The sequence below is a fragment of the Cohnella nanjingensis genome, assembly GCF_014212125.1.
Taxonomy (GTDB): domain Bacteria; phylum Bacillota; class Bacilli; order Paenibacillales; family Paenibacillaceae; genus Cohnella; species Cohnella nanjingensis.
Map to the genome: position 1 here is coordinate 108467 of NZ_JACJVP010000026.1, position 26280 is coordinate 134746.

18 protein-coding genes and 1 pseudogene are annotated in these 26280 nt (G+C 58.8%); 12 read left to right on the forward strand and 7 right to left on the reverse strand.

What is annotated here, in order from left to right; translation table 11 throughout:
* The first annotated feature begins 169 nt into the window (after window positions 1-169).
* The 7 genes and pseudogenes from H7C19_RS16965 to H7C19_RS16995 all read left to right on the forward strand — a co-directional run bounded on the left by H7C19_RS16965 (window position 170) and on the right by H7C19_RS16995 (window position 9149).
* On the forward strand, window positions 170-1570 hold the full coding sequence (locus H7C19_RS16965) for an ABC transporter substrate-binding protein (RefSeq protein ID WP_185143848.1): 1401 nt from the start codon (window positions 170-172) through the stop codon (window positions 1568-1570).
* A 92-nt stretch (window positions 1571-1662) separates the two neighbouring features.
* Window positions 1663-2568 carry a carbohydrate ABC transporter permease gene (locus tag H7C19_RS16970; RefSeq protein WP_185143849.1) on the forward strand — a complete coding sequence of 302 codons (906 nt, stop codon included), beginning with the start codon at window positions 1663-1665 and terminating at the stop codon, window positions 2566-2568.
* A gap of 15 nt (window positions 2569-2583) precedes the next feature.
* Window positions 2584-3429, forward strand: coding sequence for a carbohydrate ABC transporter permease (locus tag H7C19_RS16975; protein ID WP_185143850.1), 846 nt, complete (start codon window positions 2584-2586; stop codon window positions 3427-3429).
* A 34-nt stretch (window positions 3430-3463) separates the two neighbouring features.
* Window positions 3464-4675: an MFS transporter gene (locus H7C19_RS16980; protein WP_221469300.1), complete on the forward strand. Its 1212-nt coding sequence runs from the start codon at window positions 3464-3466 to the stop codon at window positions 4673-4675.
* Window positions 4676-5062: 387 nt separating this feature from the next.
* Window positions 5063-5725: pseudogene (locus H7C19_RS16985) on the forward strand (DUF444 family protein); the annotation flags it as partial.
* A gap of 37 nt (window positions 5726-5762) precedes the next feature.
* Window positions 5763-6908 carry a sporulation protein YhbH gene (yhbH, locus tag H7C19_RS16990; RefSeq protein WP_185143852.1) on the forward strand — a complete coding sequence of 382 codons (1146 nt, stop codon included), beginning with the start codon at window positions 5763-5765 and terminating at the stop codon, window positions 6906-6908.
* 333 nt (window positions 6909-7241) lie between these two features.
* Complete coding sequence (locus H7C19_RS16995) at window positions 7242-9149, forward strand: Ig-like domain-containing protein (protein WP_185143853.1); 1908 nt, start codon at window positions 7242-7244, stop codon at window positions 9147-9149.
* 299 nt (window positions 9150-9448) lie between these two features.
* Here the strand turns inward: H7C19_RS16995 and H7C19_RS17000 are convergent, their stop codons facing one another.
* Window positions 9449-12268, reverse strand: coding sequence for an alpha-L-rhamnosidase (locus H7C19_RS17000; protein ID WP_185143854.1), 2820 nt, complete (start codon window positions 12266-12268; stop codon window positions 9449-9451).
* The gene (locus H7C19_RS17005; RefSeq protein WP_185143855.1) at window positions 12258-13607 is read right to left on the reverse strand and encodes an MFS transporter; all 1350 of its coding nucleotides are present in this window, start codon (window positions 13605-13607) and stop codon (window positions 12258-12260) included. The genes H7C19_RS17000 and H7C19_RS17005 overlap by 11 nt, the downstream gene beginning before the upstream one ends.
* A 247-nt stretch (window positions 13608-13854) precedes the next feature.
* Between H7C19_RS17005 and H7C19_RS17010 the strand changes: the two genes are divergently transcribed.
* The 5 genes from H7C19_RS17010 (at window position 13855) to H7C19_RS35495 (ending at window position 19559) form a co-directional block, all read left to right on the forward strand.
* Window positions 13855-14868 carry an AraC family transcriptional regulator gene (locus tag H7C19_RS17010; RefSeq protein WP_185143856.1) on the forward strand — a complete coding sequence of 338 codons (1014 nt, stop codon included), beginning with the start codon at window positions 13855-13857 and terminating at the stop codon, window positions 14866-14868.
* Between the two features lie 180 nt (window positions 14869-15048).
* The gene (locus tag H7C19_RS17015) at window positions 15049-15747 is read left to right on the forward strand and encodes a response regulator transcription factor (protein WP_185143857.1); all 699 of its coding nucleotides are present in this window, start codon (window positions 15049-15051) and stop codon (window positions 15745-15747) included.
* Entirely contained in the window at window positions 15744-17243 is a 1500-nt protein-coding gene (locus H7C19_RS17020; protein WP_185143858.1) for a sensor histidine kinase, read from the forward strand. Before H7C19_RS17015 ends, H7C19_RS17020 begins: the two co-directional genes overlap by 4 nt.
* Before the next feature lie 151 nt (window positions 17244-17394).
* On the forward strand, window positions 17395-18594 hold the full coding sequence (locus H7C19_RS17025) for a TolB family protein (RefSeq protein ID WP_185143859.1): 1200 nt from the start codon (window positions 17395-17397) through the stop codon (window positions 18592-18594).
* Between the two features lie 23 nt (window positions 18595-18617).
* A complete protein-coding gene (locus H7C19_RS35495) occupies window positions 18618-19559 on the forward strand; it encodes a hypothetical protein (RefSeq protein ID WP_185143898.1) in 942 nt (313 codons plus the stop codon).
* Between the two features lie 73 nt (window positions 19560-19632).
* On the opposite strand, the gene H7C19_RS17035 is transcribed toward H7C19_RS35495, so the two are convergent.
* The 5 genes from H7C19_RS17035 to nagA form a co-directional block, all read right to left on the reverse strand.
* Window positions 19633-20757 (reverse strand): DUF2264 domain-containing protein, encoded by a 1125-nt coding sequence (locus tag H7C19_RS17035; protein ID WP_246469568.1) that lies wholly within the window; start codon window positions 20755-20757, stop codon window positions 19633-19635.
* Window positions 20758-20935: 178 nt separating this feature from the next.
* Complete coding sequence (locus tag H7C19_RS17040; RefSeq protein ID WP_185143861.1) at window positions 20936-21154, reverse strand: helix-hairpin-helix domain-containing protein; 219 nt, start codon at window positions 21152-21154, stop codon at window positions 20936-20938.
* Between the two features lie 139 nt (window positions 21155-21293).
* Complete coding sequence (gene metE, locus H7C19_RS17045; RefSeq protein ID WP_185143862.1) at window positions 21294-23582, reverse strand: 5-methyltetrahydropteroyltriglutamate--homocysteine S-methyltransferase; 2289 nt, start codon at window positions 23580-23582, stop codon at window positions 21294-21296.
* A gap of 156 nt (window positions 23583-23738) precedes the next feature.
* On the reverse strand, window positions 23739-24650 hold the full coding sequence (locus tag H7C19_RS17050; protein WP_185143863.1) for a LysR family transcriptional regulator: 912 nt from the start codon (window positions 24648-24650) through the stop codon (window positions 23739-23741).
* Between the two features lie 80 nt (window positions 24651-24730).
* Entirely contained in the window at window positions 24731-25909 is a 1179-nt protein-coding gene (nagA, locus tag H7C19_RS17055) for an N-acetylglucosamine-6-phosphate deacetylase (RefSeq protein ID WP_185143864.1), read from the reverse strand.
* Window positions 25910-26280: the final 371 nt, after the last annotated feature.

Genomic DNA, 26280 nt, shown 5'->3' on the forward strand with positions numbered 1-26280 from the left:
CCCTCATGCCCGCCAGCGACAAACCTACTCCAATCGGCTACCTAACCACGAAAAGAAAATACTAAAGATTCTGTGGAAGATATTCGATAGAGACAAATGCCCCTCCCCTCTATGATGGTTACAGGCGCTCCATAGCGCGATCCAACATAATCGGGGAGGGTTTTGCTTCATGGTTGTTAACAAAAAAATGGCAGCAGCCGGTCTTGCCGCAATGATGGCCGTCCTGCCGCTGGCAGGTTGCGGTTCCTCTAAAGATTCCGGCGGCAGCGAGAGCTCGCCGTCCGCATCCGCGTCCGCAACGCCATCCGCTTCGCCTTCCGCTAGCCCTAGCGAATCCGCCAGCGCCAGCCCGAGTGCCGGCGACGCGGGACCGAAGCTGACGGGCGACTTTGAGATCCAGTACTTCGTCGGCGGCTACGGCGACAAGTGGTGGAAAAAAGTCATCGCCGACTTCAAAGCGGCGAACCCGGATCTGAACGTCATCGAAGACGGCGGCCCGAAAATCAACGATCAGAACAAACCCCGCTGGATCGGCGGCAATCCGCCCGACTTCGTGTACATCGACGGCGCCGGCCTCAATGACCGCCAAATGGTCGAAGACGGCCAGCTCGAAGACCTGACCGAATGGTTCAAGACCGCCAAAAACGTCGACGGCACGCTCATCAGCGACATCCTGGCGCAGCCTCCCCAGCAATACGACGGCAAGATCTACAACATCCCGCTCGTCCTCAACTCCTGGGGCGTATTCTGGGACAAAGCGTTGTTCAAGGACAAGGGCTGGACCGAGCCGACCGACTTCCAATCGTTCCTCGACACCGGCGACAAGATCAAAGCGGCAGGCATCACGCCGTTCATCCACACCGGCAAATATCCGTACTACATCCAAGGCGCGATCCTGTATCCGGCGATCGTATCCGCGAACAACGACGACTACAGCATTCTGAAGGACATGGCGGATTCCAAGGTAGACGCCTTCAAGAGCCCTGCCGTCATGGCCGGCTTGCAGCAGATCGTCGAGCTGCGCGACAAAGGCTTCATCGACAAAGCTTCGATCCAAATCAACCATACCGACTCGCAAATGTCGTTCCTGCAGCACAAAGACGCCTTCATCCCGAACGGTCTGTGGCTGCCGAACGAGATGAGCAAGGATATCCCGTCCGGCTTCGACTTCGGCTTCATTCCATCGGTTACGCAAAAAGCCGGCGGCAAAGTGGTCGCCAACACGTCCACCGCAACCGTCGCCATCGCTTCGAAGGCGAAGAACAAAGAAGCGGCCAAAGCGTTCCTGTCCTTCATCTTCTCCGAAGCCCAAGCATCGCAATGGGCCGAGCTGAGCGGCGCGCCTTCGAATATCAAGGGCGACATCTCCAGCTCCAGCGCGCCTAACTTCGTCAAGGATGCCGCCAAGTTCCTGACGGATCCGAACACCGTCGTCATCCCGACGATCACGTTTAACGCCGACGTCGAGAAGGTCATGTGGGACGCGACGGACGCCCTCACCATCGGCAAGATCACGCCGGACGAATGGGTGAAGCGCGTCACGGACGCAGCCGCCAAAGTGAAGAAGTAACACGGCTACACGACTACAGAAAAAAGCGAAAGGAGACCTTGGCATACGCCTTGGCCTCCTTTCGCGAATGACTTGAAAGGACGGGGTCAAACGTGAAGACATCCGGAACGGCTAAATGGCAGCGCAACGTCTTCATTGCCAGCTTCACCATTCCTACCCTTCTGTTCTTCTGCATCTTCACCATCTATCCGGTAATCAAAGCCTTGTACTATTCGATGTTCGACTGGTCCGGCATGTCCGACCATATGGACTTCATCGGACTTCAGAACTTCAAGGATATGTTCCGCGATCCGATTGTCTGGCAAGCGCTCGGCAACGACTATTTCCTCGTCGCGGGGAAGGTCGTCGGCATCATGCTCCTCGCCACCTTCTTCGCCGTCGCGCTCACGCGTTTCAACTTCAAGCTGGCGGGCTTCTTCCGCTCGATCTTCTTCATCCCGAACGTGATCTCTGTGGTCGTCATCGGCGTCCTCTGGAATTTCATATACAATCCGCAGATCGGCTTCCTGAACGCGTTCCTGTCGCTGTTCACCAAAGAACCCGTCACGATCACCTGGCTCGGCTTCACCTCCCATACGATCTGGATGCTGCTGCCCCCCTCGATCTGGGCCGGTATCGGCTTCTATATGATCCTCCTTATCGCCGCCATCCAGAACGTGCCGGAATCGCTCTACGAAGCTTCCGACCTCGAAGGGTCGAACCAGTGGCAGCAGTTCCGCAGCATCACGATGCCGCTCGTCTGGGAGCAGATGAAGGTGTCGATCCTGAACATCATGATGACGACGCTGAACGGCTCGTTCGTCATCGTCTGGATCATGACGGAAGGCGGTCCGGACAATTCTACGCAAGTCATGGGCTCTTATCTCTATCAGATGGCGTTCCGGCAGTATCACTTCGGGTTCGGCGCCGCGATCGGCGTGCTGATCCTCGCGACCTCGCTCGTCACGACCGTCATTTTGCAGCGCGTCCTTCGTCAAGAGACGATTGAGATGAGCTAGGGGGAGGACCTACAGATGAATATCGGAATACGCAATCCCGTCGCCAAAACTTGTTTCTATGCGGTCCTGCTGATCTGGAGCTTCTTCGTCCTCTATCCGCTGCTCTGGACGCTGCTCGACGCCCTGAAGAACAACGAGCAATTTCTGCGCAACGCGCCGTGGGCGCTGCCGAAGCTGCCGCTGCTCTGGTCCAACTTCTCCTATGTCTGGAATAAATATAACTTCGATTCGTACTTCATCAACTCGCTCGTCATCACGACCGGCTCCACGCTGCTCGGACTGCTGCTCTCGGCCTCGACGTCCTACGTCATCGGCCGCTATCCGTTCCGGGGAAGCAACGCGCTGTATTTGTTCTATATCGCGTCGATGATGGTTCCGTTCGTACTCGCGCTGATTCCGCTGTTCTTCCTGCTCAATTCTTTGCACTTGATCAATACGTCCATCGGCCTAATATTGGTCTATGCATCCAGCGTATTGGCGTTCGGCATCTTCGTCCTGGTCGGCTTCTTCCGGTCGCTGCCGAAGGAGCTCGAGGAGTCGGCCGTCATGGACGGCGCTTCGTACTACGGCACCTTCTTCCGCATCATGCTGCCGCTGTCCCAGCCGGGGCTCATCACGGTGGCGATCATCAACGTCCTGAACATCTGGAACGAATACGTCGTCGGTACGATCCTCATCAACGACCCGAAGCACTATACGCTGCCGGTGGAGATCGGCGTCATGCAGCAGGAGATGCAGTACCGGACGGAGTGGGGTCCGCTGTTCGCCGCCCTCCTCTTCACGATCGTGCCGGTCCTCGTCGTCTATATCGTCTTCCAACGCAAGATCGCGAGCGGCATTACGGCCGGCGCCGTCAAATAACGAATGAAACAGGTGTTGCTTCGTGTCCCCTGAAATGCGCAAGCTGCTCCTCATGAACGCGGTCACCTCGGTCGTGACCATCTATATCGGCATCTTCGTCAATCTGTACATCTGGCAAGCCCACGGCCGAATCGCCGAGGTGTCCCTCTACAACATGACGATGTTCATCGCGTGGGGGTTCGCCTTCGCGGCGGCGGCCAAGCTGCTGACCCGCTTCTCCATCCGCTTGCCGCTCGGCGTCTCCGCATTGTGCGGCGGCGCCGCCTTTGCTTACCTGATGACCGTACATCTCGACAACCGGACCCTCTGGATCATCCTCCTGGGCATCCCCGTCGGCGCGATGTTCGGTCTCTCTTCCGCCGCGCAGAACCTCGGCGTCGCGAGCCAAGGCAAGAGCAGCGAGTTCGCGCCGTACTTCGCGGCGGTGGGCGTCCTGATGCAGATGCTGTCCATGGCGGTACCGTTCGTCTCCGCCAAGGCGATCGATCTGTATGGCTACGGCGGCTCGTTCGGGCTCATGCTCCTCTTTCTCGTCCTGATGCTGATCTTCGCCTTGCGCATGCCCCGCATCGCCCTGCCGAAGCCGGCGAACGACGCCGAGCCGGCCGGCTTCGGCAAGTTCGGCTTCCGCGACGCCTTCGGACAGCCGGGCGCCGGCTGGATCTTCGGCTCCCTGCTCGCGGCGGGCGTATTCCTTCAGTTCCAGAACCTGTTCACGCTGCTGTTCACGTTCTCCGTGACGCAGAACAAGATGCTCATCGCGCTGCTGAACGTGCTCTACACGCTGTCTTCCTTGCTCGGCTTGCTGCTGTACCGCAAGATTCGGATGAACGAGAACCGTTGGCTGTGGATCGGCACGACGCTGCTCGCGGTCGGCTTCCTGGCCGCGCTGCTCCACGTGCCGGCGGCGCTGATCGTCTCCAACTTCCTGACGACGTTCGGCATGTTCTACTTTCAGACCGTATGGAACGCGCAGCAATTCCGGTTCATCCAACGCTACGGCGGCAACCGGCAGACCTCCTTCCTCGTCTGGCGGGAGTGCATCCTCGTCGCGACGCGCTGCGTCCTGCTCGCCCTGACGATGTCGCTCTCCGAGCTCCGAGGCGCGCTGTTCGCGACGATCGTCGCAATCACGATCGCCTGCATGCTGGCCATTCCGCTGCTGCAGAATCGCGCCCTCCGCGCGAGCGCCGCAAGATCGGCCTGCTTCGTCGTCTCGGAAACGGGCGAGGTCGCAAGGAAATGATTCGGCATGAACCGGATCCCTGCGGAAACGCAAAAAGCCCGTCCCGGGACGATCCATTGGCCCGGGACGGGCGTTTGTTATCGGGATCGGAGATTCGTCCGGGCGACGGGCGCTAGAGCATCGGCGCTGCCCTGGCGCTCACTCCCAGCGGAACCGGGAGAGCCCGTCGGCTGCCGAATAATCTGAAAACTAAAACAAGCTGCCGGACATTTCGCACACATCGTTTGGCCAATCCAGAATATATTGAATAACACGCACCAAGTAAAAACGGCTTTGCCGTCCTCCTAGACGGCGATACGTTTTTATCGGAGACAGATCAGCAAAGGATAGGTGAAACTTATACTTTCTGATCCGTGAACCCAAAGGTGACGAAGGTGGTGTCTGTCCATGACCGAACCGTCATTCATTCTATCCCGCGAGGACTGGTCGCTGCATCGCAAGGGCTATCAGGATCAGTCCCGCCATCAGCAGAAGGTCCGCGAAGCCATCAAGCAGAACTTGCCGGATCTGCTCTCCGAGGAGAATATCGTGCTGTCCGACGGGAGACAGATCATTAAGATTCCGATCCGCAGCCTCGACGAATATCACTTCGTGTACAACCACAACAAGAAGAAGCACGTCGGTCAAGGCGACGGGGACAGCCAGGTCGGCGACGTCCTCGGCACCGATCCGGCCGACAAAGGCGGCAAAGGCGAAGGCGCGGGCAGCGAACCCGGCGAAGACGTCGTGGAAGCGGAGATCTCGATCGCCGAGCTGGAGAGCTTGCTGTTCGAAGAGCTGGAGCTGCCCTATCTGAAGCGCAAGGACAAGGAGATCATCGAGTCGACGGAGATCCGGTTCACCGATGTCCGCCGCAAGGGCATCATGTCCAACATCGACAAGAAACGGACCATCCTCGAGAATTTGCGGCGCAATTCGCGGGAAGGCCACGCGGAGATTCACGGCATCTCGCCGGACGACCTTCGGTTCAAGACGTGGGAAGAGATCGTCAAGCCGCAGAACAACGCCGTCATCCTCGCGATGATGGATACGTCCGGTTCCCCGGGTGCGGCATAAGCAACGATTCGCGGTTGGAGGTGATGCGGCCGTGACGGAGCCGCTTTTTATTGTGTCCAAGGAAGATTGGTCGCTGCATCGCAAAGGGTATCAAGACCAGACCCGGCACCAGCAGAAGGTGCGGGAGGCCCTCCGGCAAAATCTGCCCGATCTCGTCACCGACGAGAGCATCCTCGCGGCCAACGGCCAACAGATCGTCAAGATCCCGATTCGGAGCCTGGACGAATATCACTTCGTCTACAATCACAACAAATCCAAGCATGTGGGGCAAGGCGACGGCGACTCCCGGGTGGGAGACGTCCTCGGCACCGATCCTCAGGAAGCCCGGGGACCCGGCAAGGGCGAGGGCGCGGGCGATCAGCCCGGCATCGACTACTACGAGACGGAGGTCCCGATCGCGGAGGTCGAACAGTTGCTCTTCGAGGAATTGGAGCTTCCCCGTCTGGAGCAAAAAGACAAGAAGCAGATGAGCGAGACGGAGATCCTCTTCAACGACGTCCGCAAAAAAGGGATCGTCTCCAATATCGACAAGAAGCGAACGATCCTGGAGAACCTGCGGCGGAACGCCCGGGACGGTCATCCCGCGGTCGGGGCGATCTCGCCGGACGATATCCGCTACCGCACGTGGAACGAAGTCGAGCGCCCGCACTCGAACGCGGTCATCCTCGCCCTCATGGACACTTCCGGAAGCATGGGCAATTACGAGAAGTTCGCGGCGAGAAGTTTCTTTTTCTGGGCGGCCCGCTTCCTGCGGACCAAATACGAGAAGGTCGAGATCGTCTTCATCGCCCACCACACCGAGGCCAGAGAAGTGACCGAGGAGGAATTCTTCACCCGGGGCGAGAGCGGCGGCACCATCTGCTCTTCGGCCTACCTCAAGGCGCTGGAGATCATCGACTCGCGGTATCCCGCTTCGGACTACAATATCTACCCGATTCATTTCTCCGACGGGGACAATCTGACCTCGGACAACGAGCGATGCATCCGGCTCATCAACGAGCTGATGCGGCGGTCCAACATGTTCGGCTACGGCGAAGTGAACCAGTACAACCGTTCGAGCACGCTGATGTCCGCCTACAAGCATATCGACGATCCGAAGTTCATGTATTACGTGATCAAGGACAAAACCGACGTATTTCTGGCGCTCAAGCATCTGTTCCGCAAGCAGCCTCATTGAAGCAGCGGAATGAATGCCTGAGACGCAACATTCAACCGCCGAAGAAGGAGCCGGTCATGGGCTCCTTCTTTTCATTGAAACGGACATCTTCGGCTGATGTTTGGGGAAAGAGTGCATAAGTCCCAACCCGGATATGAACATAACTGTTGGTTCCTGCGACCTCTTACATGTTTTTGGTTAATTGGAACTAGGAGGAAAATTCGCTGAAAAAAAGTACATCTTATTCTCCATTTAATCAGGTGGAAATACTCATATCTCTCTCTAAATCTCCTGTGATACATTAGGGGCGTCATCAACCACTGCGGCGATCTGTCGCACAGGAGGGGAAACGATATGAAGTTGGGGTTTAACAAGAAGGTATGGCTGATCTTTTGTCTCACAGCTTGCTTCATGCTTCCGGCGATGGCTTACGCGGATGAGGGCGCACCCCCAGCTAACCTGATCGAGGTTTATCGGACCGATGGGCAGTTGCTTGACTTCGACGCGGAGAAGGCACTCGTCTACGAGCCGCAAAGTCAGAAGGTACGGATCGAACAATTGGACGGGAGCGCATCAATAGAGATCGCAACGGATATTGCAACGAAGCCGGATCAGGCAACGCTTACTACGGAAGGGGCTATTTTTCACCTGCCAGGAGTGAAGGGGGAATCGATCGAGTATCGCAACGGTACGCTTCAGAGGCTGCAAGCTTATTATTGGACGGTAAACGGTCCATATGTGGCCTATTATGACAGCTCCGGAACGGACGGCTCTATGGATGGGCCGGGGACGAACGGACTCCGTCTGCGCCATGGCAATACGGTGGAGACGATCGTTAACCCGATTAATCATTATTGGCCGCTTGGAGAGGCAAAGATTTTGGATGACGGAACCGTTCTATATTCCTTCGTGGATCAATTGTTCCGTTACCAAGCGGGCACGAGTACGGCCTTGACGAAAAAACCCACAACTACAAACGAAAGGGAGTCGGATGACAATAAAATTGCGTCGGATGGCCAATCCATTCTATATCTTAACTTTAATCCCGAACCTGTTCTTCAACTCCTCACCGATTCGGAGCCCATCACGTTATTCGGCCCTTATTCAGACCTCTTCGGTAAATATGCGGATATTCTTCGCCAGGAGAATCTGGCTATCGCTGGGGGTTGGGCTGCATTTCCGCGGTTGGACGAAGATCGGCAAGTCACGCTCTGGCTTCGCTCTCCGGAAGGAGAAGAAAAGCAGATCGGTTCAGGCAACGCCGGGTATAAACTGCAAGCGCTGTCCCCTGCCGGGGACGTGGTCTACAGTCTAACGGAGGAAGGTTCGACCCGTTACTTCCTTAACCGCGCGGGTGCGGAGGGAAGAACGCGAGTCGAAGCGGAAGTGCCGTCGGGCGAGGCGAGATGGCTGAACGATGCCTGGTGGTTCTCGACGGATACCGGCGTATACAAGCTGTCCGAGGGAGAACCTTCGATCGAGTCGCTGACAGCCGATCCTGGCGAACTGAGCCTGCTGGTCGGCGAGGAAAGACAGCTTGCTATAATCGCTAATATCACCGGCGGTCAGGCGATGGAGGTTACGAAAGACAGCGAGTATGTCTCATCGGATCCAACGGTTTCAACGGTCGTTCAAGGCGGACTCGTTAAAGGTGTTGCAGCCGGCACCTCTCAGATTACCGCGTCCTACCGAGGGAAAGAAGTGAAGGTAGCGGTCAAGGTAGAGAATGCTGCTCCGACCGTGCAGCGATTGTTCTTCACCCCGAGCGAGCTTCGTACCGAAGTCGGCGTGACGAAGACGTTCCAGTTGTTTGCGAAATACAGCGACGGAACGGAGAGGGATGTGACTGCCGAAGCTGAACTGATCTCATCCGACTCTTCCGTTGCAGCCCTGACTACGGCGGGGAACGAAGTGAAGGGTATTGCGACAGGCTCGGCGTTCATCCACGCTACCTTCGGGGGAGCAGCAGCAACGCTGACCGTAAACGTAGCGGCTCCCAGCGGTTACGTGAAGGAGCTGTTCACGCTCGGCAAGAAGTGGAAGCTGTCGGTAGGGCAGTCGCGAAACCTTGTGGTCTATGCGGACTACAGCGACGGCCGCTGGGAGGATGTCTCGATTCGTTCTGCCTATAGCTCTTCTAATCCTGCCGTTGCAAGCGTGGATGCCGAAGGAAAGGTGCAAGCGTTGTCTCCGGGCGTCGCCAATGTGAAGATTACATTCAATGGCGCGCAGAAGCTCTTTAAGATTAAGGTTTCGAAATAAATGTAAAATAGACAAGCTGGTCCCGTCTTGGGGATCAGCTTGTTTGCTTTTAACAACAAGTGTATGATTTCCACTCCTTTCGGCCCAACTTTTAACGCTCCGAATAAATACCAATATCGTTAGGAACCAGTCTGCCGTTATCGGACACTGCCGTCCATCCGGCTCATCAACGAGCTGATGCGGCGGTCCAACATGTTCGGCGCCCTAACAAAAGAAGCCGCATCCGATGAAGATGCGGCTCTAGACTGCCGAGAAAATCTCGGCCGCTTTTGTTTGGCCTGCGCTTTAAGCGGCATTGCTTATTGAACTTGATATTCAAACGCGTACATCCCGCTTCCGATATGAACTTCTCGTTGCCCCTCAGACGCCGCGATTCCGATCACGCCTTCCGAGTCTTCGCGCAGCGGACCGCCGTTCAACCTCGTCTCCCCGTCCGCCGGGAGCATGACCGCCGCCGACGTGTTGACCGGCACGTTCACCGTCAAGGCGATTCGGTCCCCGTCTCTGGACCAAGCGGACGCCAACAGGCCGTAGCCGGTCTGAAGGCGGACGGCCGCCGACGTTAATCCGCAATCCGGATGGAGCTCGATCCTGCTCTTCTTGTACCCCGGCGCCTCGGCCCGCAAGCCTGCCAGATGTCGGTACATCCAGTCGCCGATGCAGCCGAACGCGTAATGGTTGAAGGACATATGCCCTACCGTGCCGTCCGGCGCGATAGCGGACCAGGACTCCCAGACGGTCGTCGCTCCCCGCTCCACCGCATACAGCCAGGACGGACATGCGGTCTGGTAGAGCAGACGGTAAGCCATATCCGTCCGGCCCTCGCGGCACAGCACATCCATCAAGAACGGCACCGAGAGGAAGCCCGTATCCAGGCGATCGCCATTGGCTTCGATGAGGTGCGCCAATTGCCGTACGAGCAAACCGCGCCTCGCATTGGAGACCATATTCATCTGGAGCGCAAGCACGTATATTCCTTGATAGTGCGAGGATAGCCTGCCGTCGTCCGCCACGTATTCCGCTTCGAACGCTTGCCGGATCTGGGCGTTCAATTCCCGGTAATGCCCCGCTTCCTCCGGTTTGCCCAGTACGTCGGAGATGTCGGCGAGCAGTTGGCTGGAGTATGCGTAGCAGCACGTAGCGACGAGTTCCTTGGTGAGAAGGGCGCTGTCCATCGGACCTTGGCCCTCCTCCCTATTCATCACGATGCTCGGGATGAGCCAGTCGCCGAAATGAAAGCCCGTGTTCCACAGATAGCGCTGACGCGCCAACCGTTCGGCATCCCCGCCCGTATCGAACCCTTCCGGCAGTTCATTCTCGGCCGTACGCCGGACATAGGCATGCCATCGGGTCATCGCCTCATAGTTGTCCGCCAGGACGCGCACATCGCCGTAGCTCCGGTACAGCGCCCAAGGCACGATCACGATCCCGTCGCCCCAGCCGGCGCTGGACAGCTGCCCCATGGCACTGCTCTCACGCACGTAGTTGCCGCCGGTCGGGACGAAGTTGGGGATTTGTCCGTCCGGGAATTGCTCCTTGCGAACATTGACCAGCCAGCGGCTCAAGAAGGCGGAGACGTCCATGTTGAAAGCCGCCGTGGGCGCAAACACTTGAATATCCCCGGTCCAGCCGGCACGCTCGCGCTGCGGGCAATCGGTCGGAATGGACAGCATATTCGTCATCTGGCTCCATTGAATGTTGTGCTGGAGCTGATTGAGCCGTTCATCCGAGCATTCGAATTCGCCGGTGACGTCCATATCGCTGTACAGGACGACGGCTTGGATATCCTCCGGACGAAGGGGTGCGGGATAGCCGGTGATGCGAACATAGCGGAAACCGTGGAACGTGAAGACCGGTTCGTAGACCTCAGGTCCGTCTCCCCGCGCGATATAAACGTCGGTCTGATGCTTGTTGCGACCGAGAATGTTCATGAAGAAGCGGCCGTCCCGATCCAGCACCTCGCTGTGCTCCATCCGAATGATCGTGCCTGCCGGCGCATCTACGGCAAGGCGGACGCGGCCCGCCATGATCTGCCCGAAATCGACAATCTGCGCCCGGTCGTCCTCGTGGACGATCGCGACAGGCGACAGCTCCTTCATCGCTCGGACCGGCGGACCGTATTGGGCGCTCAGATTGTCCAGCGGCTCGTCGGCCAGCGCGACCGGCACCCATCCTTCATCGTTGAAGCCCGCGCGGCTCCAACCGTCCTGTTCGAGGCGGGCGTCGTATCGCTCCCCGATGAACAAGTCCGCATACTGCCAGGGCCCCGTGCTGGAGACGAAGCGCTCATCGGAGCCGATGATCCGTCTCGTTCCGTCTTCATAGTCAATCTCCAGCTGAATCAGCAGGCCCATCTTGCTGCCGAATTGGCAGCTGTGGCCTGTCAGTTGAATCCGGCCCAGATACCAGCCGTCCGCGAGGACGGCGCCGAGCGCGTTGTCCCCGGCCTGGAGGAGATCCGTCACATCGTACGTCTGATATTGCAGATGGACATCATAGGCGGTAAAATCCGGCGCGAGCTCGACATCCCCAACGCGGCAGCCGTTCAGCTGCAGCCGGTAGAGGCCATGGCTGGTCGCATACAGGCGGGCCTTCGCCACCTGGCCTTGCGACCGGAAGGCGCGCCTCAGCATTTGAGACGGCCGCAGGTCCTCAGCCTTCTCCTCCAGCGTGGCATCCGTGAATGCATCCGAGAACATCTCGCCGATCGTGATGAACGGCTCGCTGACCGCATCCCTCTGAACGGGCTCGATCCAGCGCGCTTGCCAATCCTCCGGCTGCAGCAGCCCCATCTCCCAGAAGGCCGCGTCGCTCCAGTCCGACTCGCGGCCTGCCGTGTCCCATATCTTCACCCGCCACGTATAGCGCTGACGCGACTGCAGCGCAGGTCCGCCATACGCGATCCATAGTGACGTGTCGGCAGCCGTCTTCCCGCTGTTCCATATTTCTGCCCCGGCCTCATCTCTGACGATCACGTGGTAGGCTGCTTGCATGACGCCGCGGCCTTCCGTCTCGATGCGCCAGCTGAAGCGAGGGATCCGTACATCCATCCCGAGCGGATTCACCTGGCTTTCGGTTCTCAATCCGGCAACGTGCAATCGTCCGGTATTATTGGCCATGGATGACACTCCCTTCTGTCCCTGCATTCGCAGGTTCCGTACGGTGCGTTCGATAGAAGAGCATCGCGATCGTGAAGACGACCGCGCATGCAGCCGGAATCAACGTGGAGGTGACCCGAATCCCTTCGAGGCTGTCGGCGGTTGGAGCGCCGCCCGTCTGATAGCCGTAAGCGGCGAGCACGACGCCGGAGAGGCCGCCGGCTACTGAAGAACCGAGCTTCTGCAGGAAGTTGTACAACGAGTAATACATCCCTTCGATATGCAGGCCGTTGCGGCGAACGGAGTAATCGATCGCATCCGGCAGCGAGGCCCACGCGGCCAGCATGCTCAGTCCGGCCAGAATGCTGGCCAGCGTATTCAAGATAAAGACGAGCGGCACGCTGCCGGTGGGGGCCATGTAGATCGCGGCCAGATCCGCAATCAACAGGACGCCGGTCCAGATATACAGGCTCCGTTTGCCGAACTTCATGATGAAGGCGGGGGCAAAAAACTGCAAACCGAGTCCCGCAAGGCCACCCACGAGCGAAACCATGCTGAACAAGTTGACGTTGCCGACGTTGTAGATGAAATAGTAGATGGATGCCGCACCCCGTACGCCAAAGCACACTTGCAGCATGAAGAAGGAGACGGAAAGCGCTAAATACGGTTTGTTGGTGAAGATCGTACGTATGGCCACCTTGAATGGAATCGCCGCTTGGCGCTCGGAATCCGCGATCTGTTCCGACGTGCCCTTGAAGCACACCAGAATCAGCACGATCGCCACGAGGCCGACGGTTGCCCCCATAAAGAGGTAGCCGGCTTGCTCGTTCGGAAAAAGCGCGACGATCGGGAGCGTGACGCTGCTGACGAGCGTGATGGCCATACCCGAGAAGATGAGCAGAATCGTCGACAGCTGCGCCCGTTCCTTCATGCTGTCGGTCATGACGGTGTTCAAGGCGGCATGAGGAATGCTGATCACGCTGTATAGAATGCTAATGAGCAGATAGAAGCTGAATGCATAGTAGATTTTCCCGCTGCCGGACAGATCCGGCGTGTAGAACAGAAGCGCGGTCACGATGCCGTACGGGATCGCCCCGAACAGCAGATAAGGCCTGAGCTTTCCCCATCGGGACCGGGTCTTGTCGACCGCGAATCCGAACGGCAGATCGAACCCGGCATCGATCAGACGAACGACCAGCAGGATCGTTCCGGCGGTGACCGCCGAGATCTGGAGGACATCCGTAAAAAAGTACAAAATATAGAGCGTGATAAACAAATACACGAAATCCTTGCCGAAAGCGCCGGCTCCGAACGCTAATTTTTCTTTGAGGGGCATCCCCGCCGTTCTTCCGTCCTTCATCCTGCCATCCCCTTTATCCCAAATGAGATTGCTGCGCATGCTGGCCATGGCGCGCATCTTGGCGGCCGCCCCTTTTTGTAAAGCCTTACAAAACAAAAAGGTTGCAACTCCCTGTAAGCGGTGCCATTATCAATCTTATAGAAAGACGGCATGAGGTCACAATGTCACAATAGGAGCAGTTTTGTGGCAAAATATAACCTTCGAATGCAGGACCCCATGCGGGAGATCGGTCGGGGAGGACAGACGCATGACGCAAGAGGAACTGGAAGCTTATTTGACTGCTTACGACCCGATTGAATCCATCGCGATCGCGCAGGGGATCGACAGTCTGGAAAAGATCTTAGTCCTGACCGATCGAGCGATTCCTTCTCTCAGCGGCGGAGACCATGTGCTATCGGCGGATGTGATGATGAAGAGCACCGAGAAAGTGTCGTTCCTGAAGCATCCGCGCTTCGTCGAGATCTACTCGCACAAGCACAATTTTCTGGAGATGAGCTACGCCTTTTCCGGCAGCTGCACGCAGATCATCAACGGCAACGCGGTAGAGATGGGAGAAGGCGACATCACGCTCTTGGATACGGATGTGGTGCATACGATCCGGAAGGCGGAAGCCGATACGATCATCGTCAACGTGCTGTTCCGGAAGGATTATTTTAACCACAGCATTCTGGCCCGACTTGCTGAAAATGACTTGCTCTCGGAATTCGTCATCGATGCGATCTACAAGCCTACGATGCGCGGGAGGTATCTCCACTTCGCCTCCCAGCAGAACGAAGTCGTCCGCCGCTATCTTTGCGCCGCCATGCGGGAATATTTGGATCCTCAGCTGGGATCGGGCGAGGCGATGAATTGCTACCTTATTCTGCTATTCACCGAACTGTTGCGGACGACCCCGCATCTGCCGGCCGATACGGCGGGCGCCGGCCGCGCGCCCGGCGTCGAGATTCTGCAATACATCGAGGAGCGCTACGAGACGACCACCTTGGCGCAGACCGCAAGACATTTTCATTTTCATCCCAACTATTTAAGCCGGCTGCTCAAACAAAATTTCGGCAAAACCTATCGTCAAATGGTGCAAGACCTGCGTCTGCGCAAAGCCAAGCTGCTGCTGGAAAATACGGACTTTCAGGTCCGCCGCATCGCAGAGGAAGTCGGATATACAAACTTCAACCACTTCTACCGAAAGTTCAAGGAGACCTACCGCGCAACCCCCGCCGAATATCGGAAACGGTTCTGTTTGCATGACAGCCCCCGCGCGTGAATTCCCGGGCAAGCGGACATATTCTGCGGTTGACGATTACCGCATCCGCTTCCAGGCGATGCTTCATGCATCGGAGGCGAACCCGATGCGCAACCTTCCAACCTATCGCCCCGTCAAAGAACCAGATTCCCTAAACGCAACAATTTTCCAGGGGAAAAGAAAGCAAGGAGCTGAGCAGGCATGGTTAACGTGCTCGTCGTGGACGACGAAGCCGGCATCTCCGGCGCGATCGCCTATGCGCTTCAAAGAGAAGGCTACGCCGTCGAGACCGCGGCGGACGGCATCGAGGCGCTCGAACGCGCGTACGTCTTCAAGCCGGATGTCATGGTGCTGGACGTCATGATGCCTCGCATGAACGGCTATGACGTCTGCCGCAAGCTGGAAGGTCCGGACAGGCCCGCCATCCTGCTGCTGACCGTCAAAAGCGACATCGTGGACAAGGTGCTGGGCCTCGAGCTCGGCGCGGACGATTATATGACGAAGCCCTTCGATATGCGCGAGTTGATCGCCCGCGTCAAGGCGCTGTCGCGCAGGCGCGGCTCCGACGCCGCGCATTCGGCGGCGGCGGCCGCGCCGGAGGCACTGCAGTTGGGCGGTCTGCGAATCGAAGAATACAGCCGCACCGTCCGTCTGGACGGGAAGCCGCTCGAGCTCACGCCGAAGGAATTCGACCTCCTCGTCCTGCTCGCGCGGAATCCGGAGCGCGTCTATTCGCGGGAATCGCTCCTCGAGCAAGTGTGGGAGATGGACTTCGCGGGCGGCACCCGCACGGTCGACATTCACGTCCAGCGGCTGCGCAAAAAGCTGGGCGAACGGCAGGCCCTCATTCAGACCGTCTACGGCGTCGGCTACAAATCCGTAAAGGCGCCCCCGTCATGAAGACGAAAAGGTTCCGCATCGGACTCAAAGGTAAGGTCTCGCTCCTCCTCGCCCTGCTGCTGGCGCTCGTATTGGTGATGCTGAGCATGCTCGTCCTCGCCGGCATCCGCGAGGATCAGCGGACGCGCCTGGAGCAATCGTTCTCCCATCAAGCAGATGCGGCTAATTTGAGGGTGCGCCAGCAATACCTGACCGGCGAGCGGACGGACCCGGATACGTTCATGAACCAGAACGGGCAGCGGCTGGCCATCGATCTGGCCGAACAGAGCGGGATGGCGGTCACCGTATACCGGGCCGACGGCTTGTTCGCCGGCACTTCTCTGCCGATCCAACCCAAGGCGGACGTCTCCGACGCCTTAATCTATACGGCCCGCGGGCAATCCGCGTACATCACGGAAGGCGACCAGCTGCTCTATCTGGCGCCTCTGTACAATGCCGACCAATTGTTGGGCACCGTTCAATTCCACGCCTCCTTGGCCGAACAGCACGCGTTCTACGAGCGCATCCGGCAATTGTTCCTGGCGACGGGCGCCGCCGTTCTGGCCGGAGGCTTCCTCATCGGTTACCTGTACGTCCGGCGTCAGGTAAACGCCATCGCCCGGCTGAACGAGGCCGCCCAGCGGATCGGACGGGGGGACTATCTGTCGGCCTCTCCGGTCGTTCGCGGCGACGAGCTCGGCGAGCTGTCCGTCGGCATCTATGAGATGAGCGAGCGGATCGCCTCCTCCGTCCGGCAGCTGACGGAGGAGCAGACGAAGCTGCTGGACGCGATCGGGAAGCTGCAGGAGCTGGAGCAGCAGCAAAAGCAGTTTATCGGCAACATCAGCCACGAATTGAAGACTCCTCTTACCTCCATCCTGGCCTACGCCGATCTGCTCGAGATGTACCGGGACGATCCGGCGCTGCTCGAGCAAGCCGGATCGCGCATCCGGAGCGACGCGGAGCGGCTGTACGCGCTGGTGGAGAAGGCGCTCCAGCTGTCGGCCATGGACGTATACGAGCTCGAGACCTACGCCGAATCGGTCCGGCTCCTCCCGCTGATCGAAGAGGCCGTGAACCGTCTGCAGGCGAAGGCCGCGGCGGCAAACGTCCGCATCGCGGCCCGGCTGACCGAAGGCGCGGCCTGGGCCGATCCGGACAACCTCATGCACATCACGCTTAATCTGCTCGATAACGCGATCAAATACAACAAGCCGGGAGGCGTCGTCACGATCTCCAACCGGACGGAGACGAGCGACGAAGGCCTTCCCGCCGCCGTCATCGAAGTCGCGGACACGGGCATCGGGATTCCGCCCGAGGCGCAGAGCCGGATCTTCGATCCGTTCTATACGGTCAGCGCCGATCGTTCCCGGACGGCCGGCGGGACCGGGCTTGGGCTGGCGCTCGTGCGCAGCCTCGCGGAGAAGCAAGGCGGGTCGGTGCGGCTCGCCGAATCCGGCGCGAACGGTTCCCGCTTCGTCCTCGTCTTGCCGGCCGAGCGGCCTCTGCATGAGTAAGGTTTACAACTTCGATACAAGTCGGCAATCTTTCCGAGATAATCGGACCTTATATTGGAGTCAAGAAGGACAACGGATGAGGGACGGCGCCGCGAACCGCCCAGCGCTGCCGGCCGTCGCCCTGATCTTGATCCTTCGGGAGGGAATGTACATGAAAGCTTGGAAAGCATCGAGAACGTACGGATTCGGCGCCGCGATCGCCCTCTTGTCGACCCTGGTGGCTTGTCAGCCAAGCCAAGACCGCCTCACGACGCCCTCGCCTGCCGATAGCCTGAACGGCGGAGAGGCGGCGACCGGCACCCCCGCCGGCGATCCGGCCGGTGAGGGCCGCAAGCTGACGATCGTCAAAGGCTCCGGCCCCAAGGCCGGCCAAGATGTCGCCATCGCGCGCATTCACCGGCTGGAAGGAGCCAGCGTCGACGCCTGGCTGTCGGACGATGCGGTGAGGATCACGACGACCAAGCTGATCAAGCCCGCGACGGGCACGGAGGAGGCGAAGTTCGCATACGAGACGTCGAAGTTCGATCTTACGCGCGATCTGCGGCAAGAGGTGCGTCCGGTGAAGATGCCGTCCGAGACCGAAGACGCCGAATTCGTGCGGGACAATCTCTCGCCCGACGGCCGGTACAGCTTCCGGCAGACCTGGCGGAACAAGTATGAGGCGTCGAACGCCATCGTGAATCTCGGTACGGGAGCCAGCGTCGAAGTGCGGGGCGACAATTACCTGGAAAAGGGCGGTTGGTTCGATAACGGCACCTACGTCTTGGCCGCCGGGTCCATGGAAGGCCGCGGAGATCTCCGCTTGATCTCGACCGACGGCGCCGTCGCGACGCTCCAGCTCGACGATCCCGATGTCGAGGTGTTCGATCAATTCGACGCCGGGCAAGGACGCATCTACTATATCGACAAGCACAACAATCTGAAGACGTTCGCGCCGAACGAGCGCAAGCCGAAGGTGCTCGTCCGCAATGTCGTCACGTTCAAACTGTCGCCGGGCGGCGGCCTGATCGCCGCGACGAGCGTCAACGCGGCCGGGTCGGCAGGCTCGGATCTCCATCTGTTCGGTTCCGAAGGGGATGCCAAAGGATCCTTGCTGGGCAAAGGGGATCTGGTGCCTGATCTCTCATGGTCCCCCGACGGCTCCAAGCTCGCTTTCTCGGTCTACGCCGAGGATCAGAACGGCATGAACGGGGTGTATCTGCTGCATGCCGCCACCGGCAAAGTTTCCCTCGTCGCCCCGTACGCATTTCCCCAATATCCGCTGACCTGGAACCCTTCCGGAACGCGGTTAGCCGTCACGACGGCCGACAAGCAAGGGATCTCCGTCACCCAAATTATCGATTTCAAATAAAGGAGTTGTTCAAGTTGAAAAAAATGAAAAAATCGATTGTCGCCCTGGCTGTACTCGGCATGACCGTCACGGGAGCAGCCGGCGTGTACGCCGCTGCCAATACGCATAAAGGCGCTGCTCCCAAGCTCGCCTCGAAGCCGCCTGTCGTTCAGACGGGAACCTCCCGTCCGGCCGTCCAATCGCTTGTGTCCGTGAAGTACAGCGACGCCCAGATCAAGGAGATCCGGAAGGCATTTGCGCAATTCGAATCGTTCGAGACGGCCTACGCGCCGAAGTCGATGAAAAAGGGAGACGCCTATCAAAAAGCCGTCGCCACGGGCGATGGGGTGAATCTTGTCTTCAACCGCATGACGGTGAACGTCTCTCCACGGGACTACTCGTTCGAATACGACGGCAAGACGGTGAAGCTGTCCAACGGCACGTCCGCCAAGTGGTACACGCCGGACAAGACGCCGATGCTGACTTTCAAGTTGAACGATCGCTTCGTGACGATCAGCTCGCCGAACGGAAAGGTAAGCAAAGCCGATATGGAGAAGATCGCGGTATCCGTCGATAAGGTCTCCCATTCGGCCGTCCAATCGCTCGCGACCATGAAGTATAGCGACGCTCAGATCAAGGAGATCAAGAAGGCGTTCGCGGGCTTCGAATCGTTCGAGACGGCCTACGCGCCGAAGTCGATGAAAAAAGGGGACGCCTATCAAAAAGTCGTCGCAACGGGGGATGGCGTGAACCTTGTGTTCGACCATACGACTGTGAACGTCTCTCCGCGGGATTACGCGTACGAGTACGAAGGCAAGACGGTGAAGCTGTCCAACGGGACGTCCGCCAAGTGGTACACGCCGGATCAGACGCCGATGCTGACCTTCAAGCTGGACGATCGCTTCGTGACGATCAGCTCGCCGGACGGCAAGGTGAGCAAAGCCGACATGGAGAAGATCGCGGTCTCCGTCGCGAAGTTGAGCTAACCCGAATTCCCCGCCATGACGGCCTAATCGGCCGCATCGGCGGGGTGTTTTTAATTTATAGCCAAAGCTTTCTTTATAACGCTTGATCGATCGCTTTAAAATAGCCGGACCCCGACCAGGCTTGCTGCGACGTCCACATGCGGGGTTCGTCGGCCCAGAACGGGTCGCTCTCGGGAAGCCCGAGCGGAAGAAACACGGTCGAGCATAGATAGAGGCTTCCCGTCGAGATATACGTCTCCCCCAATTCGGGCTGATGTCCGCAGAAGCCGATCCGTAGCCAGCCGTCGTCGTCGAACGTACCCTCGGCTTCGATCATGCGCCGCATGACGCTCGTGAGCGCGCATCTGACCTGGGAGGGAGCGATCTCCGGCTGCAGTTGCTTCCTTAACGCGATCTGGGATAGCAATTGAAAGACGCCGAACCGGTACGCGAGCGATCTGCCGATGACGGGGAACGTCCCTTCCGGCGAGATGGACCGCTCCAGGACGCTGGCGTGACGAATGGCTCTAGCCACGATACGATCCCGCAATGCGTCCCAATCCGGGTAGATCCCCGCTACGTGCTCGACGACATCGATCAACATGGGCTGAATGACGAAGCTGTTATAGTAATCCGCATGGTATTCCGGACCGTCGCCGTAGATGCCGTCCCCCAAGTACCACTGCTCATGCTGCTTTAGGGCGTAATCGATTCTCATCGGGTCCCAGTCCTGGTCCATGCGGAATAGCGCCGTCTCGATCATCGCGGAAAATAACAGCCAATTGCTGAAGAAAGGCTTGCGCGTGCGCGTCGCCTTTAGCGCGTTTACGAGGTGTTGCTTGACGGTTGGCTCCAGCTTCTCCCCTAGCTCGATAGGCGCGCGCAGAATCGCATGGGCGAGAAACGCGGCGTCGACGATCGGCTGGGCGCCTTCGCCGAAGTTCATGTAATCCGGCGAGTCCGGATCCGTCGCCGCATCGATCGCTTGACGCGCCAGATCGGCATACCGGTCGCGAAGCGCCCGTTCCTCCGGGTCTACGGGAACGGATTCCAGCCAAGGCGCTAGGCCGGTCAGCGTTCGGGCGAAGGCTTCCAAATGACTATAATCCAATCTCTCTTCCGTCTTTCTTTCGACCGGCATCGCGCGTTTCAACTGACGCTGTACAAGCTTCTCCAGCACGGGTCCCGCAATCGCGCGCATGACGCTTACCCAATACATTCGATCGGTTGCTTGGCTTGCTTGCATTTCTCTACCTCCAAGTAAAAACGGCTTTGTCGTCTTCTCAGAAGAGGGCGATACGTTTTTATCGGAGGTCATGCAAAGATGGATAGGCGGAAAACATATCCCATTCTGTATGACCAAAAATAAAACCGCCCACTGGAATGGCGGCTGCGTTTTATGTTTTTTTTGCAAATGACAGCCCTCTCGCTTGAAGAGCTTCATTTAATATTCTCACGGCTCTAGGTCCTACGCCATGCAGCTTCAAAAGGTCATCTACGGTCACCTTTGCAAGTTGATCAAGTCTATCATATCCTGCATGGGCGAGAGCACGCGTAGCGGGATTGCCAATCTTGGGCAGATCGCTTTCCTGCGTCGTATTATGGATCTGATCCATCCTAATTCTCCCTTCGATCGCGACTTATTTTTCTTATTCGACGCCGACTCCCCTATTCCTTGCTGGAAGAGCCGCGTAGAAACGAAAGACGGGCTCGCGCGGCGCGGCCCGTCTCGATTCACTATAAAGGAAGATCGTATCAATGAGCCCGGATCGCATATTTCTCGCGAGCCTTGTCGGTAGCCTGCACCATATGGCGGAGCGAAGCAATCGTCTCCTCGTATTTGCGCGTCTTGAGGCCGCAATCCGGATTGATCCAGAACTGGGCGGGATCCAACACCCGCAACGCCCGGTCGATCATGCTGCCCATCTCGTCGACATCCGGCACCCGCGGGCTGTGAATGTCGTATACGCCCAGACCGATTCCTTTGTCATACGTATGCGCCTCGAAGATCGAGATCAACTCCCCGTGGCTGCGCGAAGTCTCGATCGAGATGACGTCCGCGTCCAGCGCTCCGATCGCATCGATGATCTCGTGGAATTCGCTGTAGCACATATGCGTATGAATTTGGGTCTCGTTCCGGACCGTGGCCGTGGAGATCCGGAACGCCCGAACGGCCCAATCCAGGTAAGGCTGCCATTGCTCCCGCTTGAGCGGGAGCCCTTCGCGAATCGCGGGCTCGTCGACTTGAATCATGCCGATGCCCGCCGCTTCGAGCGCTTCTACTTCCCCTCTCAGCGCCAGCGCGATCTGATAGGCGACCTCTTCGCGAGTCTTGTCGTCGCGGACGAACGACCAGTTCAGGATGGTGATCGGTCCCGTCAGCATGCCCTTCATCGGCTTTTCCGTCAGCGATTGCGCGTATACCGTCTCCGCGACCGTCATCGGCGCCGACCACTCCACGTCGCCATAGATGATCGGAGGCTTCACGCAGCGGGAGCCGTACGATTGCACCCAACCGTTCGCCGTGAAGGCAAAGCCTTCGAGCTTCTCGCCGAAAAACTCCACCATATCGTTGCGCTCGAATTCGCCGTGCACGAACACGTCGAGTCCCAGCTCCGTCTGAATGTCGACCCAGGCGCTGATCTGCTCCCGGATGAACGCCTCGTAACGCTCGCCGCTCCATTCTCCCTTGCGCCACTTCTGTCTGGCGCCGCGCACTTCCGGCGTCTGCGGGAAGCTCCCGATCGTGGTCGTCGGCAGCAGCGGCAGGTTCCATCTCCGGCGCTGGGCTTCCTGGCGGACCTGGAAGACGTCCGATCTGGCCGCGGGCTGAGAAGCCAGCTTCGCCATTTGCGCTTGAACGAGCGAACGATGGCGGGACGGCGACCGGGCGAGCGCCTGCCGGTTGCCTACCGCCGCAGCCAGTTCGGCGGCGACGGCCTCGACGCCCGAACGGACGGCCTTGGCGAGCAGCGCGAGCTCCTCGAGTTTCTCGTCGGCGAACGCCAGCGCGCCGCGCAGCACCGGGTCCAGCGCCTCCTCCTGGGCGGCGCTGACCGGAACGTGAAGCAAGCTGCTGGACGGCTGGACGATGATCCGGTCGGCAGACACGTGTTCGCGCAGCGCGGTCAGCGCTACCAGTTTATCCTGAAGGTCGGCCCGCCAGATGGCGCGGCCGTCGATCAGGCCGGCACCTAGCACCTTGTCCTCCGGGAAGCCGATCTCGCGGATCGCCGACAGGTTGCGGCCGCCGTCATGCACGAAGTCGAGGCCGATGCCGTGCACCGGCAAGGCCGTCAACGCTTGATAGGCATCCACCGACTCGAAGTACGTCTGCAGCAGCAGCTTGACGCCCGGCGCTTCCCGGGTCAGCGCCTCGTAGATGCGGGCGACGCGGGCCAGATCCTTGTCATCCAACGTCGTGGCGAGGATCGGTTCGTCCACCTGCACCCACTGCACGCCTTCCGCCGCCAGCTCTCGCAGGATCTGGCCGTACAGCGGAAGCAGCCGGTCGATCCATCCGTCCAGCTCTTCCGGCGCGTAGCCCTTGGACAGCTTCAGGAACGTATAGAGACCGACGAGGACCGGCCTGCCTTCGATGCCCAGCTCCGACTTCGCCTCGCGGTAAGCGTCCAGCAGGCGGTTGCCCGTCAGCGCGGGGCGAGCGTTTGCCAGTTCCGGCACGATGTAGTGATAGTTCGTATTGAACCACTTCGTCATCTCGCTGGCTGCCGCCTCGCGGCTGCCCCGCGCCACGGCGTAATAAGTCGCGAGGTCGACTTCGCCGCCCGCGTAGCCGAACCGTTCGGGGATGAGACCGAACATGGCCGCGTGATCGAGGATATGATCGTAATACGTGAAGTCCCCCACCGGGATGACGTCGATCCCCCGCTCCTGCTGGGCCTTCAGATTGCGAATGCGGATCGCCTTCAGCTCCGCGTGGAAGGCCTGCTCCTCCAGCTTGCCGGACCAAAAGCCTTCCAGCGCCTTCTTCCATTCTCGATTCCGCCCGATACGGGGATAACCCAGGTTGCCGCTTAACATATAGTCAGACTCCTCTACTCTCTGATCATGTAGCCCATCGCTGCGCGGATACGGGCTTGCCGATGCGCCGCGATGCTCGATATCAGAAAGATAGCATGGTTTGCCAGTCATAGCGTAACTCCGATTACCTATAGCTGGTTATAGTCAAAAACTATATCAAACCGTCGCGTCGGCCACCGCCTCCTGAAGCGCTTGGATGTAGGCGGAGGCGAGCTTCGAGAGCGCGGCGTTCTGATGGCAGATCCACCCGACGTGGATCGTCTCGTCGCTGGCCAGGGGGACGGGAATGATCTCGTTGCCGTTCAAGTCCGCGCTCAGCACGCCCGTCGAGATCGTATACCCGTTCAGGCCGATCAGCAGGTTGAAAAGGGTCGCCCTGTCGTTGACCCGGATGCTTTTGCGGTGCGAGAGCGTGCTGAGGATCTCTTCGGAGAAGTGGAACGAATTGTACTCTCCCTGTTCGAAATACAGATAAGGATAATCCTGCAGCTGGTCCAGCGTGACGACGGCGTGCTGCGCTAGCGGGTTGTTTACGCTAATGAAAATGTGCGCCTTGGCGGTAAAGAGGCTCGTGAAAATCAAGTTGGCGTCCTTCAGCAGCCGGTTGATCACTTTGGCGTTGAATTCGTTGACGTACAAGATGCCGATCTCGCTGCGCTGGCTCTTGACGTCCTGGATGATCTCGTGGGTCTTCGTCTCCCGCAGCGCCAGCTCGTATTCCTCCTGGCCGTGCTCGCGAACCAGCTTCACGAAGGCGTTCACGGCGAAGGCGTAATGCTGGGTCGACACCGAGAAGTGCTGCGGCGCCGGCTTGGCGTTCAGATAGCGGTTCTCGAGCAGCTCGGCCTGCTCGATCACCTGGCGGGCGTAACCGAGAAATTCGGCGCCCTCCTTGGAGAGCGAGATGCCTTTGTTCGTGCGCTCGAAAATCGTAATGCGCAGATCCTCCTCCAGCTCCTTGATCGCATTGGAGAGGCTGGGCTGGGAGATAAACAACCGCTTGGCGGCTTCGTTCATCGAACCGCGATTGGCGATCTCGATGACGTACTTCAACTGCTGCAGCGTCATGATTGCTTCTTCCCTTCTTGGATCAGGTTTGCCGTCCGCCATAGGGGCATGACGGCACATCCGTTATCCATGCGAGTCCTTCAGCTGGTGACGATCCGGCCTTGTATCATGGTCCATTGGACTTCGAAGCGGTCGTTCAACAAGACGAGATCCGCATCGCATCCCTCGGAGATGCGACCCTTTGCGTCCAGACCGAGGATACGCGCGGGCGTAGCCGAAGCCATCCTTGCGGCATCCGCTAGCGGAATTCCCGAATCCGCCGTCAGGCGCAGCGCCTCGTTCATCGTTACCGTGCTGGAAGCCAATGTTCCATCCGTCAATCGCGCGACACCTTCCGATACCGTGACGCGATGTCCGCCGAAGAGATAGTCGCCGTCCCCCAGCCCCATCGCCTGCAGGGCGTCCGTGACGAGCACCATGCCGTCCGCTCCCTTCAGGCGATGCATCATGCGGACGATGGCCGGATGCAGATGAACGCCGTCCACGATCGCTTGGAGACTCACGTGTTCCTCTTCGAAGGCGGCAACGACGAGACCCGGATCCCGATGATGGATGGGCCGCATGCCGTTAAAGCAATGGGTCACGTGACTCGCGCCGGCTCCGAACGCCCGCTTGGCCTCCTCGTAGGTGGCGTCCGAATGCGCGACGGCGATGACGACTCCCCGTTCCTTCAGGAAAGAGATCAGCTCCAGGCCGCCGGGCAGTTCGGGGGCGATCGTCACCATCTTGATCAGCCCGTCCGCTTCTTCGAATAGGTCCTTCATCTCCTCGAGATCCGGATGCCGCAGATACATCTCGTTCTGCATGCCTTTGCGCTTGGGATTCAGATAAGGCCCCTCCAGATGAAGTCCCGCGATCCGGGCGCCGGCTTCACGACCGACGACGCGTCGGACGCTGCGGATCATGGCGATCAGATCTTCGATCGAGGAGCTGACGGATGTCGCCAGGAACGAGGTGCATCCCGTCGCGGCGCAAGCGCGCGAGACCGCCTGAATGCTCGCTTCGCTGCCGTCCATCATATCGAATCCGTTCGCTCCGTGTATATGCACGTCGATCATGCCCGGAATCAAGAGCCGGCCCTTGCCGTCGATCGGCTCCCCGTCGCCCACCGGAAGAGAGGTCCGGCCGCTTGCGATCTTTTCGATCCTCCCGTCACGGATGAATAGCGCGGCAGGTTGAATCGAATGATCGGCGAGAACCGCCTTTACGTTATGGATGATTGTAGTCGTCACTTCCCCGATCCCCCGCTTTGAAGTCATATATTTCGATAAGCTCCAGCGTTTGCATTCCATCGTTTGCCGGATCAACGGCATATATGCGTAATAGCCTACACTCAGCTTAGTCTATCACGATATTCCCACCGTTTTATACCATGTTTTCCCTGATGGCGCCTTGTCATAAAAAACACGCATGACCTTACCAGGTCACAGGCTATAATGAAAATTGCGACAGGCTATAAAAGGATCGCACAGCGGCGAATCCGGCCTTTACTAGGTGCAACGATAAAATCGACATGGCCAATCGGATTCTTATTTGGTGGTTAGCGGACATTCTGCATTCTTAGCACCTATGGTTCCGTCATCATAGATTTGTCGGACCTCCAGACCTCCGGACCTCCAGACCTCCAACG

Excerpts from the sequence above, each read along its gene's own strand:
- H7C19_RS17040 (WP_185143861.1), bottom strand. The coding sequence starts at position 21,154 with ATGGATCAGATCCATAATACGACGCAGGAAAGCGATCTGCCCAAGATT.
- H7C19_RS17015 (WP_185143857.1), top strand. The coding sequence starts at position 15,049 with ATGGTTAACGTGCTCGTCGTGGACGACGAAGCCGGCATCTCCGGCGCG.
- H7C19_RS16995 (WP_185143853.1), top strand. The coding sequence starts at position 7,242 with ATGAAGTTGGGGTTTAACAAGAAGGTATGGCTGATCTTTTGTCTCACA.
- H7C19_RS17035 (WP_246469568.1), bottom strand. The coding sequence starts at position 20,757 with ATGTATTGGGTAAGCGTCATGCGCGCGATTGCGGGACCCGTGCTGGAG.
- H7C19_RS17020 (WP_185143858.1), top strand. The coding sequence starts at position 15,744 with ATGAAGACGAAAAGGTTCCGCATCGGACTCAAAGGTAAGGTCTCGCTC.
- H7C19_RS16965 (WP_185143848.1), top strand. The coding sequence starts at position 170 with ATGGTTGTTAACAAAAAAATGGCAGCAGCCGGTCTTGCCGCAATGATG.
- H7C19_RS17000 (WP_185143854.1), bottom strand. The coding sequence starts at position 12,268 with ATGGCCAATAATACCGGACGATTGCACGTTGCCGGATTGAGAACCGAA.
- H7C19_RS17050 (WP_185143863.1), bottom strand. The coding sequence starts at position 24,650 with ATGACGCTGCAGCAGTTGAAGTACGTCATCGAGATCGCCAATCGCGGT.
- H7C19_RS35495 (WP_185143898.1), top strand. The coding sequence starts at position 18,618 with ATGAAAAAATCGATTGTCGCCCTGGCTGTACTCGGCATGACCGTCACG.
- H7C19_RS17005 (WP_185143855.1), bottom strand. The coding sequence starts at position 13,607 with ATGAAGGACGGAAGAACGGCGGGGATGCCCCTCAAAGAAAAATTAGCG.
- H7C19_RS17025 (WP_185143859.1), top strand. The coding sequence starts at position 17,395 with ATGAAAGCTTGGAAAGCATCGAGAACGTACGGATTCGGCGCCGCGATC.
- H7C19_RS16980 (WP_221469300.1), top strand. The coding sequence starts at position 3,464 with ATGCGCAAGCTGCTCCTCATGAACGCGGTCACCTCGGTCGTGACCATC.
- metE (WP_185143862.1), bottom strand. The coding sequence starts at position 23,582 with ATGTTAAGCGGCAACCTGGGTTATCCCCGTATCGGGCGGAATCGAGAA.
- nagA (WP_185143864.1), bottom strand. The coding sequence starts at position 25,909 with ATGACTTCAAAGCGGGGGATCGGGGAAGTGACGACTACAATCATCCAT.
- H7C19_RS16975 (WP_185143850.1), top strand. The coding sequence starts at position 2,584 with ATGAATATCGGAATACGCAATCCCGTCGCCAAAACTTGTTTCTATGCG.
- H7C19_RS17010 (WP_185143856.1), top strand. The coding sequence starts at position 13,855 with ATGACGCAAGAGGAACTGGAAGCTTATTTGACTGCTTACGACCCGATT.